At 64.9% G+C, this 17,139-nt stretch carries 14 protein-coding genes; 8 read left to right on the top strand and 6 right to left on the bottom strand.

Annotation, left to right across the window (positions count from 1 at the left end; genetic code table 11):
- Positions 1-110: 110 nt before the first annotated feature.
- Both phaE and BDD21_RS07655 read left to right on the top strand, forming a co-directional pair.
- Complete coding sequence (gene phaE, locus BDD21_RS07650; RefSeq protein WP_120796646.1) at positions 111-1,187, top strand: class III poly(R)-hydroxyalkanoic acid synthase subunit PhaE; 1,077 nt, start codon at positions 111-113, stop codon at positions 1,185-1,187.
- Positions 1,188-1,285: 98 nt separating this feature from the next.
- Positions 1,286-2,356, top strand: a complete 1,071-nt coding sequence (locus BDD21_RS07655; RefSeq protein ID WP_120796647.1) for a class III poly(R)-hydroxyalkanoic acid synthase subunit PhaC — start codon at positions 1,286-1,288, stop codon at positions 2,354-2,356.
- A gap of 243 nt (positions 2,357-2,599) precedes the next feature.
- Here the strand turns inward: BDD21_RS07655 and BDD21_RS07660 are convergent, their stop codons facing one another.
- Positions 2,600-4,330 (bottom strand): B12-binding domain-containing radical SAM protein, encoded by a 1,731-nt coding sequence (locus tag BDD21_RS07660; protein ID WP_120796648.1) that lies wholly within the window; start codon positions 4,328-4,330, stop codon positions 2,600-2,602.
- Between the two features lie 575 nt (positions 4,331-4,905).
- Here BDD21_RS07660 and BDD21_RS27750 point away from each other — a divergent pair.
- The 6 genes from BDD21_RS27750 (at position 4,906) to BDD21_RS07685 (ending at position 11,903) form a co-directional block, all read left to right on the top strand.
- On the top strand, positions 4,906-5,055 hold the full coding sequence (locus BDD21_RS27750) for a hypothetical protein (protein ID WP_170164701.1): 150 nt from the start codon (positions 4,906-4,908) through the stop codon (positions 5,053-5,055).
- A complete protein-coding gene (locus BDD21_RS07665; RefSeq protein WP_170164702.1) occupies positions 5,052-7,250 on the top strand; it encodes a transglutaminase family protein in 2,199 nt (732 codons plus the stop codon). Before BDD21_RS27750 ends, BDD21_RS07665 begins: the two co-directional genes overlap by 4 nt.
- Positions 7,247-8,218, top strand: a complete 972-nt coding sequence (locus BDD21_RS07670; protein ID WP_120796650.1) for an AAA family ATPase — start codon at positions 7,247-7,249, stop codon at positions 8,216-8,218. Before BDD21_RS07665 ends, BDD21_RS07670 begins: the two co-directional genes overlap by 4 nt.
- 90 nt (positions 8,219-8,308) lie before the next feature.
- Entirely contained in the window at positions 8,309-9,613 is a 1,305-nt protein-coding gene (locus BDD21_RS07675) for a DUF58 domain-containing protein (RefSeq protein WP_245969470.1), read from the top strand.
- A 240-nt stretch (positions 9,614-9,853) separates the two neighbouring features.
- Positions 9,854-11,362 (top strand): hypothetical protein, encoded by a 1,509-nt coding sequence (locus BDD21_RS07680; RefSeq protein ID WP_120796651.1) that lies wholly within the window; start codon positions 9,854-9,856, stop codon positions 11,360-11,362.
- A 16-nt stretch (positions 11,363-11,378) separates the two neighbouring features.
- Positions 11,379-11,903 (top strand): hypothetical protein, encoded by a 525-nt coding sequence (locus tag BDD21_RS07685; RefSeq protein WP_120796652.1) that lies wholly within the window; start codon positions 11,379-11,381, stop codon positions 11,901-11,903.
- A 185-nt stretch (positions 11,904-12,088) separates the two neighbouring features.
- On the opposite strand, the gene lipB is transcribed toward BDD21_RS07685, so the two are convergent.
- The 5 genes from lipB to BDD21_RS07710 all read right to left on the bottom strand — a co-directional run bounded on the left by lipB (position 12,089) and on the right by BDD21_RS07710 (position 17,016).
- Entirely contained in the window at positions 12,089-12,712 is a 624-nt protein-coding gene (gene lipB, locus BDD21_RS07690; protein WP_211335191.1) for a lipoyl(octanoyl) transferase LipB, read from the bottom strand.
- A gap of 218 nt (positions 12,713-12,930) precedes the next feature.
- Positions 12,931-13,206, bottom strand: coding sequence for a YbeD family protein (locus BDD21_RS07695; protein ID WP_120796654.1), 276 nt, complete (start codon positions 13,204-13,206; stop codon positions 12,931-12,933).
- Positions 13,207-13,291: 85 nt separating this feature from the next.
- Complete coding sequence (locus BDD21_RS07700; protein ID WP_120796655.1) at positions 13,292-14,434, bottom strand: D-alanyl-D-alanine carboxypeptidase family protein; 1,143 nt, start codon at positions 14,432-14,434, stop codon at positions 13,292-13,294.
- Between the two features lie 273 nt (positions 14,435-14,707).
- A complete protein-coding gene (locus BDD21_RS07705; RefSeq protein WP_120796656.1) occupies positions 14,708-15,361 on the bottom strand; it encodes a cytochrome b/b6 domain-containing protein in 654 nt (217 codons plus the stop codon).
- The gene (locus BDD21_RS07710) at positions 15,361-17,016 is read right to left on the bottom strand and encodes a tetrathionate reductase family octaheme c-type cytochrome (protein WP_120796657.1); all 1,656 of its coding nucleotides are present in this window, start codon (positions 17,014-17,016) and stop codon (positions 15,361-15,363) included. Before BDD21_RS07710 ends, BDD21_RS07705 begins: the two co-directional genes overlap by 1 nt.
- Positions 17,017-17,139 lie beyond the last annotated feature (123 nt).

A 17,139-nucleotide genomic window follows, 5' to 3' on the forward strand; every position in this document is an offset into this window, starting at 1 on the left:
AATGCCCCGCTCGCGCCGATTGAGCAACCCCGAGTTTACGCTGCTTTGTTGCAGTGCACAAATCGACGTGCTAACGTGTGACGCAAAGTGACCCAAAGGAGGGCAAAACCATGAGTAATGAAACCTTTTTCAACGACAGCTGGATGGATCTGCAACGCAAGTACTGGGACAGCTGGACCGAGATGAGCCGCAAGGCGATGGGCACGGAGGGCGGCATCGGCCAGCTCACCAACCCCTGGGAGAGCGCGCTCGACAACTGGTGGAAGGCACTCGCGCCGGCCGCGCCGGATGCCTCCAAAGACTTCATGGGAAAAATGATGGAGCAGGGCAAGGTCTTCTTCCGTTTCGGGGAGGCATTTGCCGGCGGGAAACCGGGCGACGGCGTCTCGCCGACCGACGGCATGGCGTTCTGGAACAAGGCGCTGGAAGACATCCAGAAGGGCTTCAGCGGCTCGATGGACGACGGCGGCAACGTCATGCAACGCATGATGTCCTTCTGGGAAATGCCGCTCGACAACTGGCAGCGCATGATGTCCTCGATGTCGCCGATGCCCGGCGATGCCCTGCGTTACATGCCGCACGACCAAGTCAAGGATAGCTTCAACCGCGTGCTGTCGGCCCCCGGACTGGGCTATACCCGCGAGGAGCAGGGCCAGTATCAGGAGTTGATCCGCGCGTCCATGGACTACCAGAAGGCGCTGCAGGAGTACAACGGCTTCTATGCCCAGCTCGGCGTTAAATCCGTGCAGCGGATGGGCGGCTACATCCAAGAGGTCATCGACAGCGGCAAGAGCATCGATTCGGCCCGTGCCCTTTACGATCACTGGGTCATGTCGTGCGAGGCTGTTTACGCCGAAGAGGTCGCGACGCCGGAATACGCGAAGATCCACGGCCACCTGGTCAACGCCCAGATGGCCCTGAAGAAGCGCATGGCGGTGTTGGTCGACGAGAACCTCGGCGCTATGAACATGCCGAGCCGAAACGAGCTGCGCACCCTTCAGGATCGCCTGCAGGAGACTCGGCGCGAGAACAAGAAGCTCAGCCAGGGCATGCGCGCGCTCGAGCGCCAGGTTGCAGCCCTCGCAGGTACCCCGCTCGAGGCGCCCGCAACCGCTATCAGGTCTGTTGCGCCCGCCAAGACGCCGGTGCGCAAAAAGTCCGCGACCAAAAGCACCAGCACCGACTAGCTCGGGCCGTCACCACAGCATTCATGCGCCCTGAGGCGCCCGACAAACCGGGCGCCGCAGACGCGTATCCAACGATTACCGCGAGGAACCCAACCGTGATGCTCCCGATCGATATCCGGCCCGACAAGCTCACCCAAGAAATGCTGGACTATTCCCGCAAGCTCGGGCAAGGCATGGAAAACCTGCTCAACGCCGAGAAGATCGACACCGGCGTGAGCCCTAAGGAGCCGGTCTATGCCGAAGACAAGCTGGTGCTTTACCGCTACGACACGCCCGAAGGCGTGACCCCCGACCCGGTCCCGCTGCTGATCGTCTACGCCTTGGTCAACCGGCCCTACATGACCGACATCCAGGAAGACCGCTCGACGATCAAGGGTCTGTTGGCGACCGGGCAGGACGTCTATCTGATCGACTGGGGTTACCCGGATCAGGCCGACCGTGCCATCACGCTCGACGACTACATCAACGGCTACATCGACCGCTGCGTAGACCATATCCGCGAGGCGCACGGGGTCGAGAAGATCAACCTCCTCGGCATCTGTCAGGGCGGTGCCTTCAGCTTGATGTACACCTCGATGCATCAGGAGAAGGTCAACAGCCTGGTGACCATGGTCACCCCGGTGGACTTCAAGACCCCGGACAACCTCCTGTCCGCCTGGGTGCAGAACGTCGATATCGACCTCGCCGTCGACACCATGGGCAATATCCCCGGCGAACTCTTGAACTGGACCTTCCTGTCGCTCAAGCCCTTCAGCTTGACCGGTCAGAAATACGTCAACATGGTCGACGTGCTCGACGATCCGGACAAGGTGAAGAACTTCCTGCGCATGGAGAAATGGATCTTCGACAGCCCGGATCAGGCCGGCGAGACCTTCCGTCAGTTCATCAAGGACTTCTATCAGCGCAACGGATTCATCAACGGCGGCGTCATGCTGGCGGGCCAGGAAGTGGATCTGAAGAACGTCTCTTGCCCGGTGCTCAACATCTATGCGATGCAGGACCACCTGGTGCCGCCGGATGCCTCCAAGGCATTGAAGGGCTTGACCAGCAGCGCCGACTACACCGAGCTCGCCTTCCCCGGCGGGCACATCGGAATCTATGTCAGCGGCAAGGCGCAGAAGGAGGTCACCCCCGCCATCGGGAAGTGGCTGAACGACCACTCCGCTTAAACCGCGTCCAGAGCGAGAGGCTCACTTTCGAGTGAGCTCGACGTTTGGTGCATCCACGGCCTTGACGGAGACGCGGTTTAATATATTTTCTAGTATCTTAAAGCGCGCCTTCTCCAGCGGTCGTCAAAAACTGCCGGGGCCGATCCCATCCAAAAACATCGCGTTCCGCACCGGGCGCGGTTTAATTCCATGCCCCAAGGCCGCGCATCGCGCGGCCTGCGCTCCCCGCACGGGCTGCCGCGTTTACGCGGCAGCCGACCTCATCGCCGGACGTGCCTCCGAGCCTTCATCGACCTTCTCATGGACCGGCTCCATCGCCTCGTCGACATAGCGGTACCCCGGCCGCCGCGTATCCTCCTTTACCCGCCGATAGAGCCGCCATACCCGCCAGGCGTAGGCGAACAAACCCCCGTAGGTGGTCGCGACCTCCCCGACACGGCGCGGGTAAAAGACCCATACAGGCTCGATCGGCAGCTCCGAGCGCCGCTCCGTGCGGATCTTGCGACGCAGAAACCCGCCCTGCAGCGGATGCACGCGCTCGAACCTGAAGCAGCCGTAGAACTCCAGTGCGATCTCCATGATGCGCTTCGGATTGCGGTTGAAGGCCGCGGCGCGCCGCATCAGGGTCTCCAGGTGCGCCATCGAGTAGTAGCTGTCCCACGCGCGGCGATAGACGTCCTGCCACTCCGGCGCGCTCATCCGCGGATGGGTCGTGCAGACATGCTCGAGGTCGTAGCGGTTGAGATCCGGGTCGAGCGGAGCGCCCTTCGCATGCAGCGCCTGGTGGTCGGCGGAGCCGGGCAGCGGGGTCAGACAGAAGAACTCCAGGATGTCGAGCGGCAGCTCCCGCTTGATCGTCTCGATATCGTCCAGGATGCGTTCCGGCGTGTCGTCCGGAAAGCCCAGGATGTAGCCGCAATAGGTCGTCACGCGTTGCTGCTGCCAGGCCAGCAGCATGTTGCGGTAGTTGGCGATCTTGTTTTGTTTCTTGTGCGCGGATTTGAGATTGTCCGCGTTGACGCTCTCCAGCCCGATGAAGACCCGCGACACGCCCGCGGCACGTGCCTTGGTCACGAACCCCGGCAGGGTGTGACACATGGTATCGACCTGGATGGTGAAGTTGAGCTTCACCCCGAGCTCGCGGCGCAGCGCGGCGATGCGGTCGAAGATCGGCTCCCAATTGCGATTGCGTGCGAAGTTGTCGTCGGTGATGAAGTAATGCCGAATGCCGTGAGCCAGGTTGGCGCGCAGCAGCTGCTCGATGTCGTCCGGGTCGCGGAAGCGCGATTTTCGGCCCTGCACGTTGATGATGGTGCAGAAGCTACAGAGGAAGGGGCAGCCGCGCCCGGCATCGAATGTCCCGGGCATGGGGGCATAGCGCCGCGCCACCTCCGGCGGGAGATAGGGCATGGTCTTGCCCTGCAGGTCCGGGAGCTCCGCCATGTGGTTGTAGAGCGGCTCCAGACGCCGCGCGTAGGCGGCACGGAGCAGGTCGGCAAAATGCTCCTCGGCTTCGCCGGCGAACAGGGTGACGCCCAGATCCATGGCCCCTTGCAGCTCCGGGGGCACGCCCGGGAGCATCGCCAAGGAGCCGCTGACGTGAAAGCCGCCCATGACGACCTGCAGCCCTGCCGCGCGAAAGCGTCGGGCCAGATCCATCGCGCGGGGGAACTGGTTGGACTGAACCCCCACGAGGCACACCAGACCCCGACCGCCGTTGCCTTGGATGCGACGGATGATTCGCTTCACCGGGACCGGCATGTTGGTCTCGTCGTAGGCGTTGACCTCGATGTGCACGCCCTCGCCCAAAACGCGGGATTGGTCGGCCGCGCGGGTCAGCCCGTAGAGGCTCGCGAGCGAGTTGGACGGGATCCATGCCTTGACCCACTGGATCACATAGCCGGCGTCGTCGTAGTGCGACGGCTTGATCAATTCCACATGAAAACGGGTCGCGCTCGCGCTGTTCGGATGCATGATGGTCCCTCGTCGACGGAGAAAGGGATGACCGGCGATGACTGCCTCGCCCGTGTGCCACGCACCGGGGGAACGCGGGTGCGCGGGCCTCGATCATCGTTTTGGCCGCATCGGCAGTGTCCAGATCGCCGCCCGGGTACGCCGACTTCAGTCGGCTCCCGCGCTCGGGCGACTGAAGTCGCCCGAGCGCGCCCGTACGGCGGACTGAGGTCCGTCTCCCCGGGAGCCGACTAAAGTCGGCGTACCCGGGCGTGCGGCCGGAGTTTGGCATCCGGGCGGGGAACCCGGGATGCCTGGACGAAAGGATGACCAAAGCCGGTGCGCGGAAAAACGAAGGCGAAGATTCAGGCGTCCAGCGCAGGTTCTGCGGTCGATGCTAGTCGCGATGAGAGACACGGGCAAGCCTCGGAGGCCGCCGCTGGAGGTTCCGGATCGGCATGGGCCGCACGGGGAACCAACACGCGTGCCCCGCCCGACCCCGCGGGACTGTCGCCGTCGCCTCCACCCGTGGCATGATCCCGCGCGAGATCGACCGGGGATCATTCCGATACCCCGGGCTGACGAGGTTGTCGGGCATGCAACGCGAGATCACAGAGACCGCACAGGGGATTCACGCACGGCCGGTCGCTACGGCACTCGCCGCATCGCTCATCGACCGCGACCACGCCCCCGTGCCGCAGAACGGCCCTGTCGGCGCAGCCGCGGACGGCGAGGACCGGCGATGAGCAAGCAGGACCGGGACGCGACGGACTTCGATGAGGCCGTCCTTGCACATGACGAGGCCGTCGCGGCGGCGATCTCTGCAATGGGGCTGGCGATTTGGGTCGGTACCGAGCCGACCTTCACCGACCGCTTCTCCGAGGCCCCTGAGTGGCTGAGTAGCGCGTTGGGCGAGGATAAGGCGACCCGCGCCGAGCAGCTCTTGTGCGCCATGCAAGCCCGCATGGGCGGCCTGGTATTGCGTACCGAAGGCCGACAATACCCCGGCGAGGATCAGCCGCGCTGGAGCCTCGGACTCTATGCGCGGCGCGATGGCACGCCCGTTTGGCACGGACCGCCCGATCCCGCACTCGGCAGCCCCCCCGAGAGCGACTGCGATCTTGATGGGTTGCGCAGCGAACTCTGCACACGCCTGCGCGAGATCGGCTGCGGTGTGCGATCCTTCGCCGGAGACGCGGGTTGTCTCCATGTGGTCGCCCTGTTTCCCGCCGCCGGCAGCGCGGCTCTCGAGGACGACCCGCGCAGCAGCCTCATCGGGGAAGGGCTCGCGGACCCCGGTCGTGCCGACGACGCTCTCGACGACGCGAACGCGGCGGATGGGCTCCCCTGTTTCGTCCTAGACCGCATCACCTGGCAAGGTGCTGCGGTGGCCCGGATCGCGCTGCCCGATTGTGAGTCGGTCGAGCAGTTTTCCCGTTGTCTCGACGCGATCGGCGCGGCGGCCACCGACGCCGGCCTACCGGCACTTCTGCTGACCGGGCACCCGCCACCCGTGGATGCGACCGTCTCCTGGACCACGATCACGCCGGATCCGGCGGTGATCGAGATCAATATGGCGCCTTATGCCGACGTGACCGGGTTGCTCGCTGCCACGCGCACACTCTATGCTGCAAGCACCGAGCTGGGACTCGCCCCCTACCGCCTCTATTACAACGGCTCGGTTGCGGATTCCGGCGGCGGCGGACAGATCACCTTCGGCGGACCCAGCCCGCAGGAGAGTCCCTTCTTCGTCGCGCCGCGCGTCCTGCCGCGCCTCGTGCGTTATCTGAACCGACATCCGGCCCTGTCCTATCTCTTCGCCCACGACCATATCGGCGGCTCAGGACAAGCGGTGCGCGCCGACGAGCGCGGGCGCGACGCCTTCCGCGAGCTGGGCCTCGCACTCGCCTTGCTGGAGCGCGGACCGCCTCCCGATGCCGAGACGCTGTGGTCGGGACTGTCGCAACTGTTGACCGATGCCGTCGGGAACAGCCATCGCGCCGAGCTCAACATCGAGAAGCTCTGGAACCCCTATATCCCAGGACGCGGAAAGCTGGGTCTGGTCGAGCTGCGTGCCCTGCGCATGCAGCACACGCCCGAGCGTGCTGCGGCGCTCGCCGCCCTGTTGCGCGCCATCATTGCGATGCTCGCTGTCCGAGAGTTCGATGCCCCGCTGTGCGATCACGGCGATGACCTGCACGACCGCTACGCCCTGCCCTATTACCTCGAACGCGACCTCGAGGAGGTGCTCGGCGATTTAAGCGCGGCGGGCCTCGGCCTCGGGGCGCCCTTGGCCGAGCTGCTGAGACGCAACAGCCTGCGTCTGATTGCCCGGGTGCGGCATCGCGACTGCGAGCTGACGATCCGTCGCGCGGTGGAGTTTTGGCCCTTGATCGGCGACGTGGGTCGACAGGATCAGGAGACCTCCCGCTTGGTGGACGCGAGCACGACGCGCGTGGAGATCCGCCTGTGCGCCCTGGACCGGGCAGCCGCCGAGGACTTCGCCGATTGGCGGATCGCCGTCGGCGACGTTCAACTCCCCTGGCGACTGGAGCAGGATCCGCGGGGGCCGGCGAAGGTCTTCGGTCTGCGCTATCGCAGCTTCGTGCTCTGGCAGGGGCTGCACCCGGCGCTGCCCGCCCAAGGCCCGCTGTCGCTGACGCTTTGGCACCCCGCGCACGCCGATGCCCTTCACGCCACCCTGCACGACTGGCGACCGAGCGGCGGCGGCTACGACGGTCTCCCCGCCGACCTGGCCGAAGCCGCCGCGCGACGGGCCGAACGCTGCGTCGTCGAACCCGCATCCCCGCCCGCGCAGGAGACATTGCGCGCGCCGCCGCCCGAGGCCCTCACGCCCTATGCGTTGGATCTACGCTGGCTGGGGCTGGGGCTGGGGCTCGGGAGCGGTACAGAAGAGTCCGCGTGGAGCGAAGGGGCATGAGCCTGTCGGCAGACGTCCAACGCTGCGCCGATACACTGGCAGCGCTCGAAGCCGCCATCGGCTGCGCCCTCGTGGGTCAGCCTCAGGTCGTGCGCGAATCCGTGGTCGCCTTGGCCGCGGCCGGCCACGTGCTGCTCGAAGGCGTGCCCGGTGTCGGAAAGACGCTCTTGGTGCGCGCGCTCGCGGCCGCCGTCGGCGGGCGCTTCTCGCGGATCCAGTTCACTCCCGACCTGATGCCGAGCGATGTGACCGGACATGCCGTCTTCGATATGAAGAGCGAGGCGTTTCGGATTCGGCGCGGCCCGATCTTCTGCAACCTGCTGCTCGGCGACGAGATCAACCGGGCACCCGCGAAGACCCAAGCCGCGCTGCTCGAGGCCATGCAGGAGCAGCAGGTGACGATCGAGGGCACCCCGCTCGCGCTCACCCCACCCTTCTTGGTGTTCGCAACCCAGAACCCGATCGAGCACGAGGGGACCTATCCGCTGCCCAAGGCGCAGCTCGATCGCTTCCTGCTCAAGGTGATCGTCGATCACCCGGATGCGGACGAAGAGCTGGCGATGGTCCGCCAGATCACGCACGACCGGGTCGGCGACCGGCTCGACGTTTCGGGCGTGCGCGAGGTGCTGAGCGCCACCGATCTGCTGGATCTGCAGCAGGTCACCGCGCGGCTGCGGATCGACGACGGTGTCCTCGCCTATGCCGTGCGCTTGGTCCGCTCGGCGCGTGATTGGCCCGGTGTGGAGACCGGACCCGGCCCTCGTGCCGGGATTGCGCTGGTGCGTGCCGCGCGCGGACATGCGCTCGCGGGCGACCGAGATTACGTCACGCCCGACGACGTCAAGGCGATGACCCCCGCCGTACTGCGCCACCGGCTAGCACTCGGCGCCGATCTGGAGATGGAGGGTCTCGGCCCGGAGGATATCCTGCGTGATCTTCTTGCCGGCGTGCCTGCCCCACGGACGTAAACCGAAACCGCGTCCGTGCCGATCTCCATGAGGGCCGAGGAGCCTGCACACGCGCGAAGCGGCCCCCGATCATTCGAGACCTGGCTTGGCATGAGACCACGCACCCCGCTGGTCGTGGCCCTTGTCGGCTGGACCTCGTTGGGCCTGGCCGCCGCCTGGCTCCCGCAGGCCGGTCTTCTCTGGCAAGGCGTCGGTATCCTGCTCGGGGCCTGTGCCGCGGCCGACCTGCTGGCCCTCGTCCGGCTGCCCTCGCCCGAACTGCGCGGCCGTATGCACGGCGTCCTGTTGCTCGGTGCGCCGGGCCGGGTTCGCCTCACGCTCGCCAATCCCTCGCTCCGACACCTTCGGTTCCGTCTCCATGATCTGCACCCGAGCATGTTCGCGGTACAGGGTCTGCCGCGCGAGATCACTCTCGAGGCCGGCACAACCGCGCAGATCGATTATCGCCTGACCCCGTCGCAGCGCGGGAGCTTCGCCGTCCCGGGTTGCGAGATCGCCTTGCGCTCGCCGCTCGGTCTCTGGGTCGGTCGACGCACCCTGACCCTGTCGACGACCCTGCAGGTCTTCCCGAATCTTGCCCGAATCGGCCGCGACGCCCTGCCCGCGATGCAGGATCGGCGCACCTGCACCGGGGAGCGACGCCGGTCGAGACGGGGTGAAGGGGCGGAGTTTCTTCAACTGCGCGACTATCATCGCGGCGACGGCTTACGACGGATCGACTGGAAGGCGACGGCGCGGATGCGTAAGCTTATCGCCCGAGAGTACGAAGACGAGCGCGACCGACATCTCGTCTTCCTGCTCGATACGGGGCGCCGGATGCGCCATCGCGATGCCGATCGCTCTCATCTGGACGAGGCATTGAGTGCACTGCTGACGGTCGCCTTTGTTGCCATCGCGTATGGCGATGCCGTGGGACTCATGACCTATGGCGGGTCGCGACGCTGGTGCGCTCCGCGCAAAGAGGCGCAGACCATGCGCCGGCTGCTTGAACAGGTGTACGACATCCAGCCGAGCCTCGAGGTTTCGGATCCTCTGCAGGCGGCGCGCGAGCTGCTGCATCGGATGCCGCGACGGGCCTTGGTGGTGATGATCACCAACAGCCGAGACGAGGATCAGTCCGGGCTGGAGCTGGCGGCGCGCTTGCTTGGACGGCGTCATCTGTTGATGGTCGCGGACCTGCGCGAGTCGGCTCTCGATCGGAGCCTGGAGAGCGAGATCACGGACCTGCCGGGCGCACTGCGTTTGCATGCGGTGCATGGCTGGCTCGCCACGCGGCGACACCATCGGGAGCGTTTGCGCCATCTGGGCGTCGAAATCCTCGACCTTTTGCCGGCGCAGCTGCCGGGCGCCTTGGTCGAGCGCTATCTCGCGATCAAGCGCGCCGGGAGGCTGTGATCTAAACCGCGTCCCGAGCGAGATACGCCTTTTCGAGTGAGCTCGACGTTTTGTGCATCCACGACCCTTAGCGGAGACGCGGTTTAGAATGATATATTTTTTAATAGTTTAAACCGCGCCGTCTCCAGCGGTCGTCAAGTCCGCCGGGGCCGATCCCATCCGAAAACGTCGCATGCCGCGCCGGGCGCGGCTTAAGTGCGAACACCCGCACACCAACCCATCCATCTCAGGAGCCAAAGAATGCGTTATCTGCTCGGCGCCCTTGCGCTAGCCGCGTCCATCCCCGTTCAGGCGGCCATCCCGGCGACACCGGTCATGACCCTCTACAAGTTCAACGGCCCGATGGAGGTGCCCTACTACAACGCCGACAGCTTCGCGCGCTCGGGCGCGACATCCCCCGCCGGAACCCTCACCCAAGGCACCTCCGTGATCCCCTGCCTGATGATCCGAAACGGCAAACCCTTGACCGACGGCTCGGGGACGCCGTTCGTGGGATTCGAGGTCGTCGTCGACCCGAGGAAAGCGAGCCGCAGCGATACCGAGCGTTTCAGGAGTGCCGTCGCGGCGCGCAAGTCGATGAAGGTTCAAAACCATCACTGCCCATCGAGCGTGAAGAACGTCATCAACGTGCGCGAGCTCTATGCACTCGAGAAGGCACCCTTCTTCGATCCGCCCTCCAGCGGCCGTGCCGGCAGCCCGGGCGGCGCGAGCGAGCTGGACCGCATCGTGCGCAGCTTCCACGCATCGAGCCAATGCGAGGGTGCGAATCGCAACCTGACCGGGCGCCGTGCCGCACTCGACCGTGCCTGGGGCGACTTCATCCGCAGCAACGGGCGGCTCGGCTCCGATGCCACGCTCGCGCGTGCGAAGCATCTCGACTACGTCATGCGAACGGCCATCTACGAGGGCCATCTCGAGCGCGGCTGCAACGCCTATGGGGCCTGCGAGCGCAACATCATCGTGCTCTCGATCCGCAACCGCGCGGTCGGTCAGTGTCTGACCCGGCAGGGATGCAAGTTCCCGGGCGACTTCCAGGGGGTCTCCTCCTCCGTGTCCCAATACAACATCTGGGACGAATACCTGACTCAGATCTCAGGCCTCACCGCCTGCTACCTGCGGCCCGATCTCGCAGACAATGACCGCTATGCCAAGCTCCAAGCCATGTATACCCAGTCGGTCGGGGATGCCGAGCGGATCCTCTTCGGCAGCGAGCGCGATCTGCAGGCGATCTTTCCGAACAATCGTCTGGCCGATCTGACCTCGATGCGCCACTACTATCACGCACCCGCGATGGGCAAGTGCTTCCCCACGCACGACCGCGTCGAGTACATGACAGGCGCGGTCGCCCGCAACGGGGGCGATTTCGCGCTGATCGCCAACACGCGGATCAAGGTCGGACCCGCGAGCGGAGATGGCTATCGGTTCGAGGAGTTCCGCTTCGACGAGACCCCGGAGCGCGATATCGTCCGCACCGAGAACAATTATCCGGGCTTCATCGTCGACGGCCGCAAGGTCTCGCTGCGCACGCCCCGATCCTGCCCGCCCTACGGGATCCCGAGCGGCTGCCGCTCGGGCAACGTCGGCCGCTACCGTACGACCCCGAGCTGGCTCTCAGCCGGCAAACCGGTGGAGATCACCTGCAGCATCCAGGACCGGGGCGAGTCCTGCCGCAGCCCCGCCACGACCCGAACGGCCAGCGTCGGCGGCGTCTGCGACAAGGAGATGCGTCCGGTTGCCGGCGTGCATTGATGCGAGGCATGACGTGATGAGCGCACTTCCCGCAACCTACCTCGGCATCATTACGCCGCTGATCGAAACGGCCAGGGAGATCCTCGAACGCGGCGAGAGCCTGAGCCCCTTCGCGTTCGTCGGCAACCTCACGACCGGAGAGACCTTTCCGGTCCTGCTGAGCACGGCCACGGAGGAGGAAAAAGACGCCGCGGCCGCCATGATTCGCCGGCTCGCCGAGCTGCACGAGGCCGATTTCATCTTCATGATCATGGAAGCCTGGTCCCTGCCGCCGAGCAAGGTCGGTCAGTTCAAGGAGATCATCGAGGAATACGGCTCGATCGGCGCCTCGCCCTACCGGGTCGACGTCGCCTCCTTCGCGCTCGAGACCCGTCACGGACTCTGGGTGACACAGATCCCGATCGAGCCGAAGGGCGCCTCGAAGACGCAGCGCACCTTCGGCCGACCGGAGTTCCAGCACTTCACCGAGGCCAATGGGCGGTTCGTCGACCTCTTGCCCGTGAAGGACGGCGAGCGGGAACCGCCCCGAACGCTGCATTAAACCGCGCCCTGTGCGGTATGCGATGTTTTTGGATGGGGCCAGCCCCGGCAGATTTGACGACCGCTGGAGCCGGCGCGGTTTAAAGTAATAAAAAGATTAAATTTTAAACCGCGTTTCGCCAAGATCGAGGAAGCCCCCGACGCTGAACACAGCGTGAAGACTACGCATTTCGCTCTGGACGCGGTTTAAACCGCGCGCGGCGTCGCCGTCATTCCGAGCGAGGCGGCGAGCAACCGGACCAAGCCGGCCTCGATCTCGGGCATCGACACGTCCGGGACCAGATCCGACACCCGGGTGACGGCAAGGCCGGGATAGCCGCAGGGGTTGATCCGACCGAAGGGGTCGAGATCGAGGCTCACGTTCAGGGCGAGTCCGTGATAGCTGCAGCCGTTGCGGATGCGTAGACCCAGCGAGGCGACCTTGGCGCCCGCGACATAGACACCGGGAGCGTCCGCACGGCGCTCGGCCGCCACCTCCAGGGTTGCGAGCAGGTCGATCACGGCCTGCTCCAGGAGACCGACCAAGCGCTTGACGCCGAGCCCGGCCCGACGCAGATCGAGCAGAATATAGACGACCAACTGTCCGGGACCGTGATAGGTCACCTGCCCCCCGCGGTCCACCTTGATCACCGGGATTGGGCCAGGGTCCAGCAGATGCTCCTCGCGGCCGGCCTGGCCGAGTGTGAACACGGGGGGGTGCTCGAGCAGCCAGAGCTCGTCCGGGGTGTCCGGGCCGCGCAGGTCGGTGAATTCGCGCATCCCCTCCAAGGTCGGAAGATAGTCCCGAAGGCCCGGTAGACGACGCACCAGGAGCGGACGCGAGCCATCGTTGGCCGCGCTTAGGCTGCCTCCAGAGTGAAGTGCGCCATTTTCATGTTGTGTCGGGCTCAAGGATTTTTCCGACCTTGTGGAGGCGCGGTTCGAAATCTAATTCTCTGAATACTTTAAACCGCGCCAGCTCCGACAGTTGTCGGAGCTGGCGCGGCCAAGTCAATCCAACACACGACGCATACCGCATCGGGCGCGGTTTAAATCACCCAAACGACCGACTCGTGTGCGGTGAGATCGCAGTAGATGGCATCGAGCTGCGCGCGGCTCTCGGCCTGGATGGTCAGGGTCACCGAGATCCACTTGCCGCCGCTGCTCGAGCGGGCGCTCACGTCCGCCGGCTCGGGTCGCGGTGCATGCCGGCTGACGATCTCGATCACCAATGCCTCGAAATGCCCGTCGGCACGCCCCATCGCCTTGATCGGAAAGCGGCAGGGAAAGACGAAAACGGGCTCGGACGCGTCGGGTTCGGGCATGTCCGGCGCCGGCGCCCGGGACGAGATCGGTTTCGACGGGGGCTTAGATTCGGCCATCTCGCACCTGGATATCGGCCTGACTCGATCAGAACAATCTGAGAACACTGTCTTTGGCCATCTGCCAAAGACCGCCCTTGCCGACCTCTTCGAGCGCAACCAAAGGCACGCGATTGATTTCTTCCTCGCCGAGCATAACCACGATCTCGCCGACCTGTGCACCGCGTTCGATGGGGGCGGTCAGGCTATCGACCGATTTTTCCAGGCGCGCGCTGAGTTCGGCGTAACGCCCGCGCTGGAAGGTCGCGAAGACATCCGCCTCGGGGCCGACAGGCAACATCTGCTTGTCGCCCATCCAGACGCGCAAGGTTTCGACCGGCTCGTCGGCGGGATACAGGCGATGGCTCTCGTAGAAGCGAAAACCGTAGTTCATCAGGGCAAGACTGGCCTCGGCCCGCGCATTGGGCGTGGGCGAGCCCATCACCACCGAGACGAGCCGCATGTCGTCGCGCTTGGACGAGGACACCAGACAGTACCCGGCGGCCTGGGTATAACCTGTCTTGATCCCGTCCGCGGTCTCGTCGCGACGCAGCATGGGGTTGCGGTTTTGCTGTGTAATCCCGCCGAAGGTGAACTCACGCGTGCTGTACCAGGCGTAGAACTCGGGGAACTCCCGAATGATCGCCATGGCGACCGTGGCGATGTCGCGCGCGGTGATATAGAGCTCCGGATCGGGTAAACCATGCGGATTGGTGAAGTGGCTTCCGGTCATCCCGAGCCGCTGTGCGTGGGCGTTCATGAGCCCCGCGAAGGCATCGACGCTCCCCCCGACATGCTCGGCGAGTGCGACGCTGGCATCGTTGCCCGACTGTACGATCATGCCCATGAGCAGATCTTGGATCGTGACCTGCTTGCCGACCTCGATGAACATCTTCGACCCGCCGGTGCGCCAGGCTCGCTCGCTGACGTAGGCATTGTCGGTCAGGGCAACCTTGCCGGCCGCAATCTCTCGGAACACCACGTAACCGGTCATGATCTTGGTCAGACTCGCCGGCTCCAAGCGCTCGTCCGCATTCATCTCGGCGAGGATCTGCCCGCTGTTGAAATCGAGCAGCAGGTAGCCCTTGGCCGCGACCTGGGGCGGATCCGGGACGGGTTGCCGGGTTTGCGCCATCGCAGGCGAAAGCGCAAAAACACAGATCAGCAACAACAGCGTGGAGACTAACTTCATGTGGGACTTCCGCAGGTCGGGATGGGAGGCGCTTGACCGGATGCATTCTAACCGCCGTCCGACGTATTTGGCATCCGCATCGGGGCGGGGTCGGCCCCGGAAGCCTCGCGCGCGCCTGCGATGTCGTGGGTGCTTACGGCGGGGTGTGGACCTCGGGCGTGGGAGCAAACGAGGGCCTCCGGTCCGGACTCGGCTGCCGACGGATCCGTTCGGATCCAGCACGTCGGCGCGAATTTATTCGCACCGACGCGCCGGCCACCACCGGATTTCGGCTCAGCGGATGTCTCCCGGCTGATCCTTGCTCAGATAGGCTTCTTCCTCGGGGGATAGATCCACCTCGTCGAAGCCGTTGATCATCGGCATCAGGTGTTCGCGGAAGGAGTGCCCGATCGTGAGCATGTAGACATGGATGAGCACGAACGCCAGGATCAGAAAGGCCGCTGCCGTGTGTACCATCGCGACGTCGCTGAGCCACTGCGTGGCATCGGGCAGGTTGCGCCAGGCGAAATAGGAGAGATAGGCGAGTCCGGTGATCCAGATCGCCGGAAACAGCACGATCTTAAGCATGAGGTAGGCCAGCGCCTGCAAGGGGTTGTGCTTGCGCCAATAGGCCTTGCGGTAGGGGTGGCGCTCGCCCTTGAAGATGCCGTAGCTGTAGAAGCGCAGCACGCCCCACATCCCGGCTGCGGACGGGATGAAGTGGCGCCAGGTGCGCGTCGTAAAGAGCCAGAAGACACTGAAGATCCACAGCAGGAGGAGCGCGAAGGCGGCCGAGGTATGCAGGGTGACCGCGTCTTCGAAGCTGAAGAGACTATGGAAACCATGCACCCCGAAGCCGGTGATCAAGAGTGTGACGATGAGCAGCATCTGGGACCAGTGCCAGAAGCGCTCGAACAGGCTGAAGATCTTGACGCGGCGTGTGGCCATCAGTGGTGCTCTCCTTTGGAGCCATGGGACGGCGAGAAGAAGCGAACCAGGCCGTGGATGAGAATGCCGCCCAAGGTGCCGGCGACCAGAAGCGTCCCGATGATGTCCACCCAGCGGTTACGGTCCCGGCCCGGAATGTAGACACCCTCGACCGAGGTCAACCGACTGCGGGTCGGGATATGGCAGTCGCCGCAACTCAGTGCCTGCTCCTTGGGCGCGACCATATGGGTGATGGGCCACCAGGAGATGGTCTGGATGAAGCCGAACTCGCCTGAATAGGGCAGTCCGAAGTCGGCCATGCCCTTGGCGATCGACTTGCCCATCTCGTAGTTGCCCCAGTAGGCGGCGTCGTCCTCGCCCCACAGATGGGTGTAGACCAGGGTGCCGTTGCCTTTGTCGTAGGGCTGCCAGGTTTGCATGCGTTTGAAGGGCCAGATCCGAGATTTCGGATCCTCGCGCGAGCCGGTGAAACCGTTGATTTCGATGGACTCGGCCTGCGGATCGAATGTGGTGTCGATGGTGGTGTAGAGCATCTGGCCATCGAACCAGCCATAGCTGGGGGGAAAGTTTTCGTCGAAGGTGAAATCGCCCTTGATCGACTTGTAGGTGTAACGGTGGTCGCCGTTGCCCTGGATGTAGCCTTCCTCGTGATAGCCCTCGCCGTCCCGCGTCTTGCCGGCGGTGCGCCAATCCCAACTGACGACGGTTGCGACACCGCCGCGCGCGATCTCGGGGATGTGGCAGGTCTGGCAGGCAATGCTCTGCACGTGATCGTTGAGCTTGAAGGCCGCGAGCGAATTCACCGGATGCGGCGAGAGTCCGTGACAGGACTCGCAGGTGGCCACGTCGCTGCGTTGTCCCGGCTTGCCCATGCCCTCGGTGTCTTTGGAGATGACTTGGTAGCGGCTGCCGGCCCAAATATGGCGGTTGGTGACGTGGCAGGCGGTGCAGGCGAAGTTGAGACCGTCGACACCCATGTGGACGTCGAGTGTTCTCGGCGGGTTCTTCAGGGCCGTGGACAGGTCGCCGTGCTTGACGTTGTCGCCGCCGCCGCCGTTGAAGTGGCAGGCCCCGCAGTTGGCGCGTTGCGGAAGTCCCACGCTGCGTGCGACCGCGGCCAGGTCGATCGGGGGCTTGCCCTCGAACATGACCGAGCAGGCCGCATGTCCGTCGCTGTTCGGGGTCTTGTAATAGGTGCCGGTGGTTTCGTGGCAGACCAGACAGTCGATGTTGGTCTCGTCGGTGAAGTCGAAGCTCTCGTCCTTCCAGCCGTAGCCGGCGTGGCACTGGGCGCACATCCCTTCATTGCCGCGGGAGTTGGTGCAGAAGTTGTTGATCAGATACCGTTTGCCGAGCTGCTGGCCGGTCTCCTCGTTGGTGTAGGACCAGGTCCAGTGGATGTTGCGCATGAAGTGATCGCCGGCCTCGGTGTGGCAGCCGAGACAAGCGACCGTGACCTCGGGTCCGGAGCTGAACGGCCCTCGGAGCTGGTCGAACTTGGTGTGATCGGCGGTGCCCCCTTGCAGTGGGCCGGAGATCTGGGGAGCCGGAACGGCTGTCGCCGGCGGTGTCGGCCAGTTATCCCGGGCACTTGAGCTTGCGCTGAAGAGTGCGATCAAAAGAAGGCCGGCGACGGCGCCGATCGAGGCTCGCATGGTGTGGCTCCGGAAGGTGAGCTGGGGCCGGTTCTATGCCCGGTCGTGGTCAGGACATGCGCTACCGCTACCGCTGCCGCCCGCCCGATTACGCTCTGGCAGACTAGTTCAGATGCGTCGCTT

This window comes from Thiocapsa rosea (assembly GCF_003634315.1).
Lineage (GTDB): Bacteria > Pseudomonadota > Gammaproteobacteria > Chromatiales > Chromatiaceae > Thiocapsa > Thiocapsa rosea.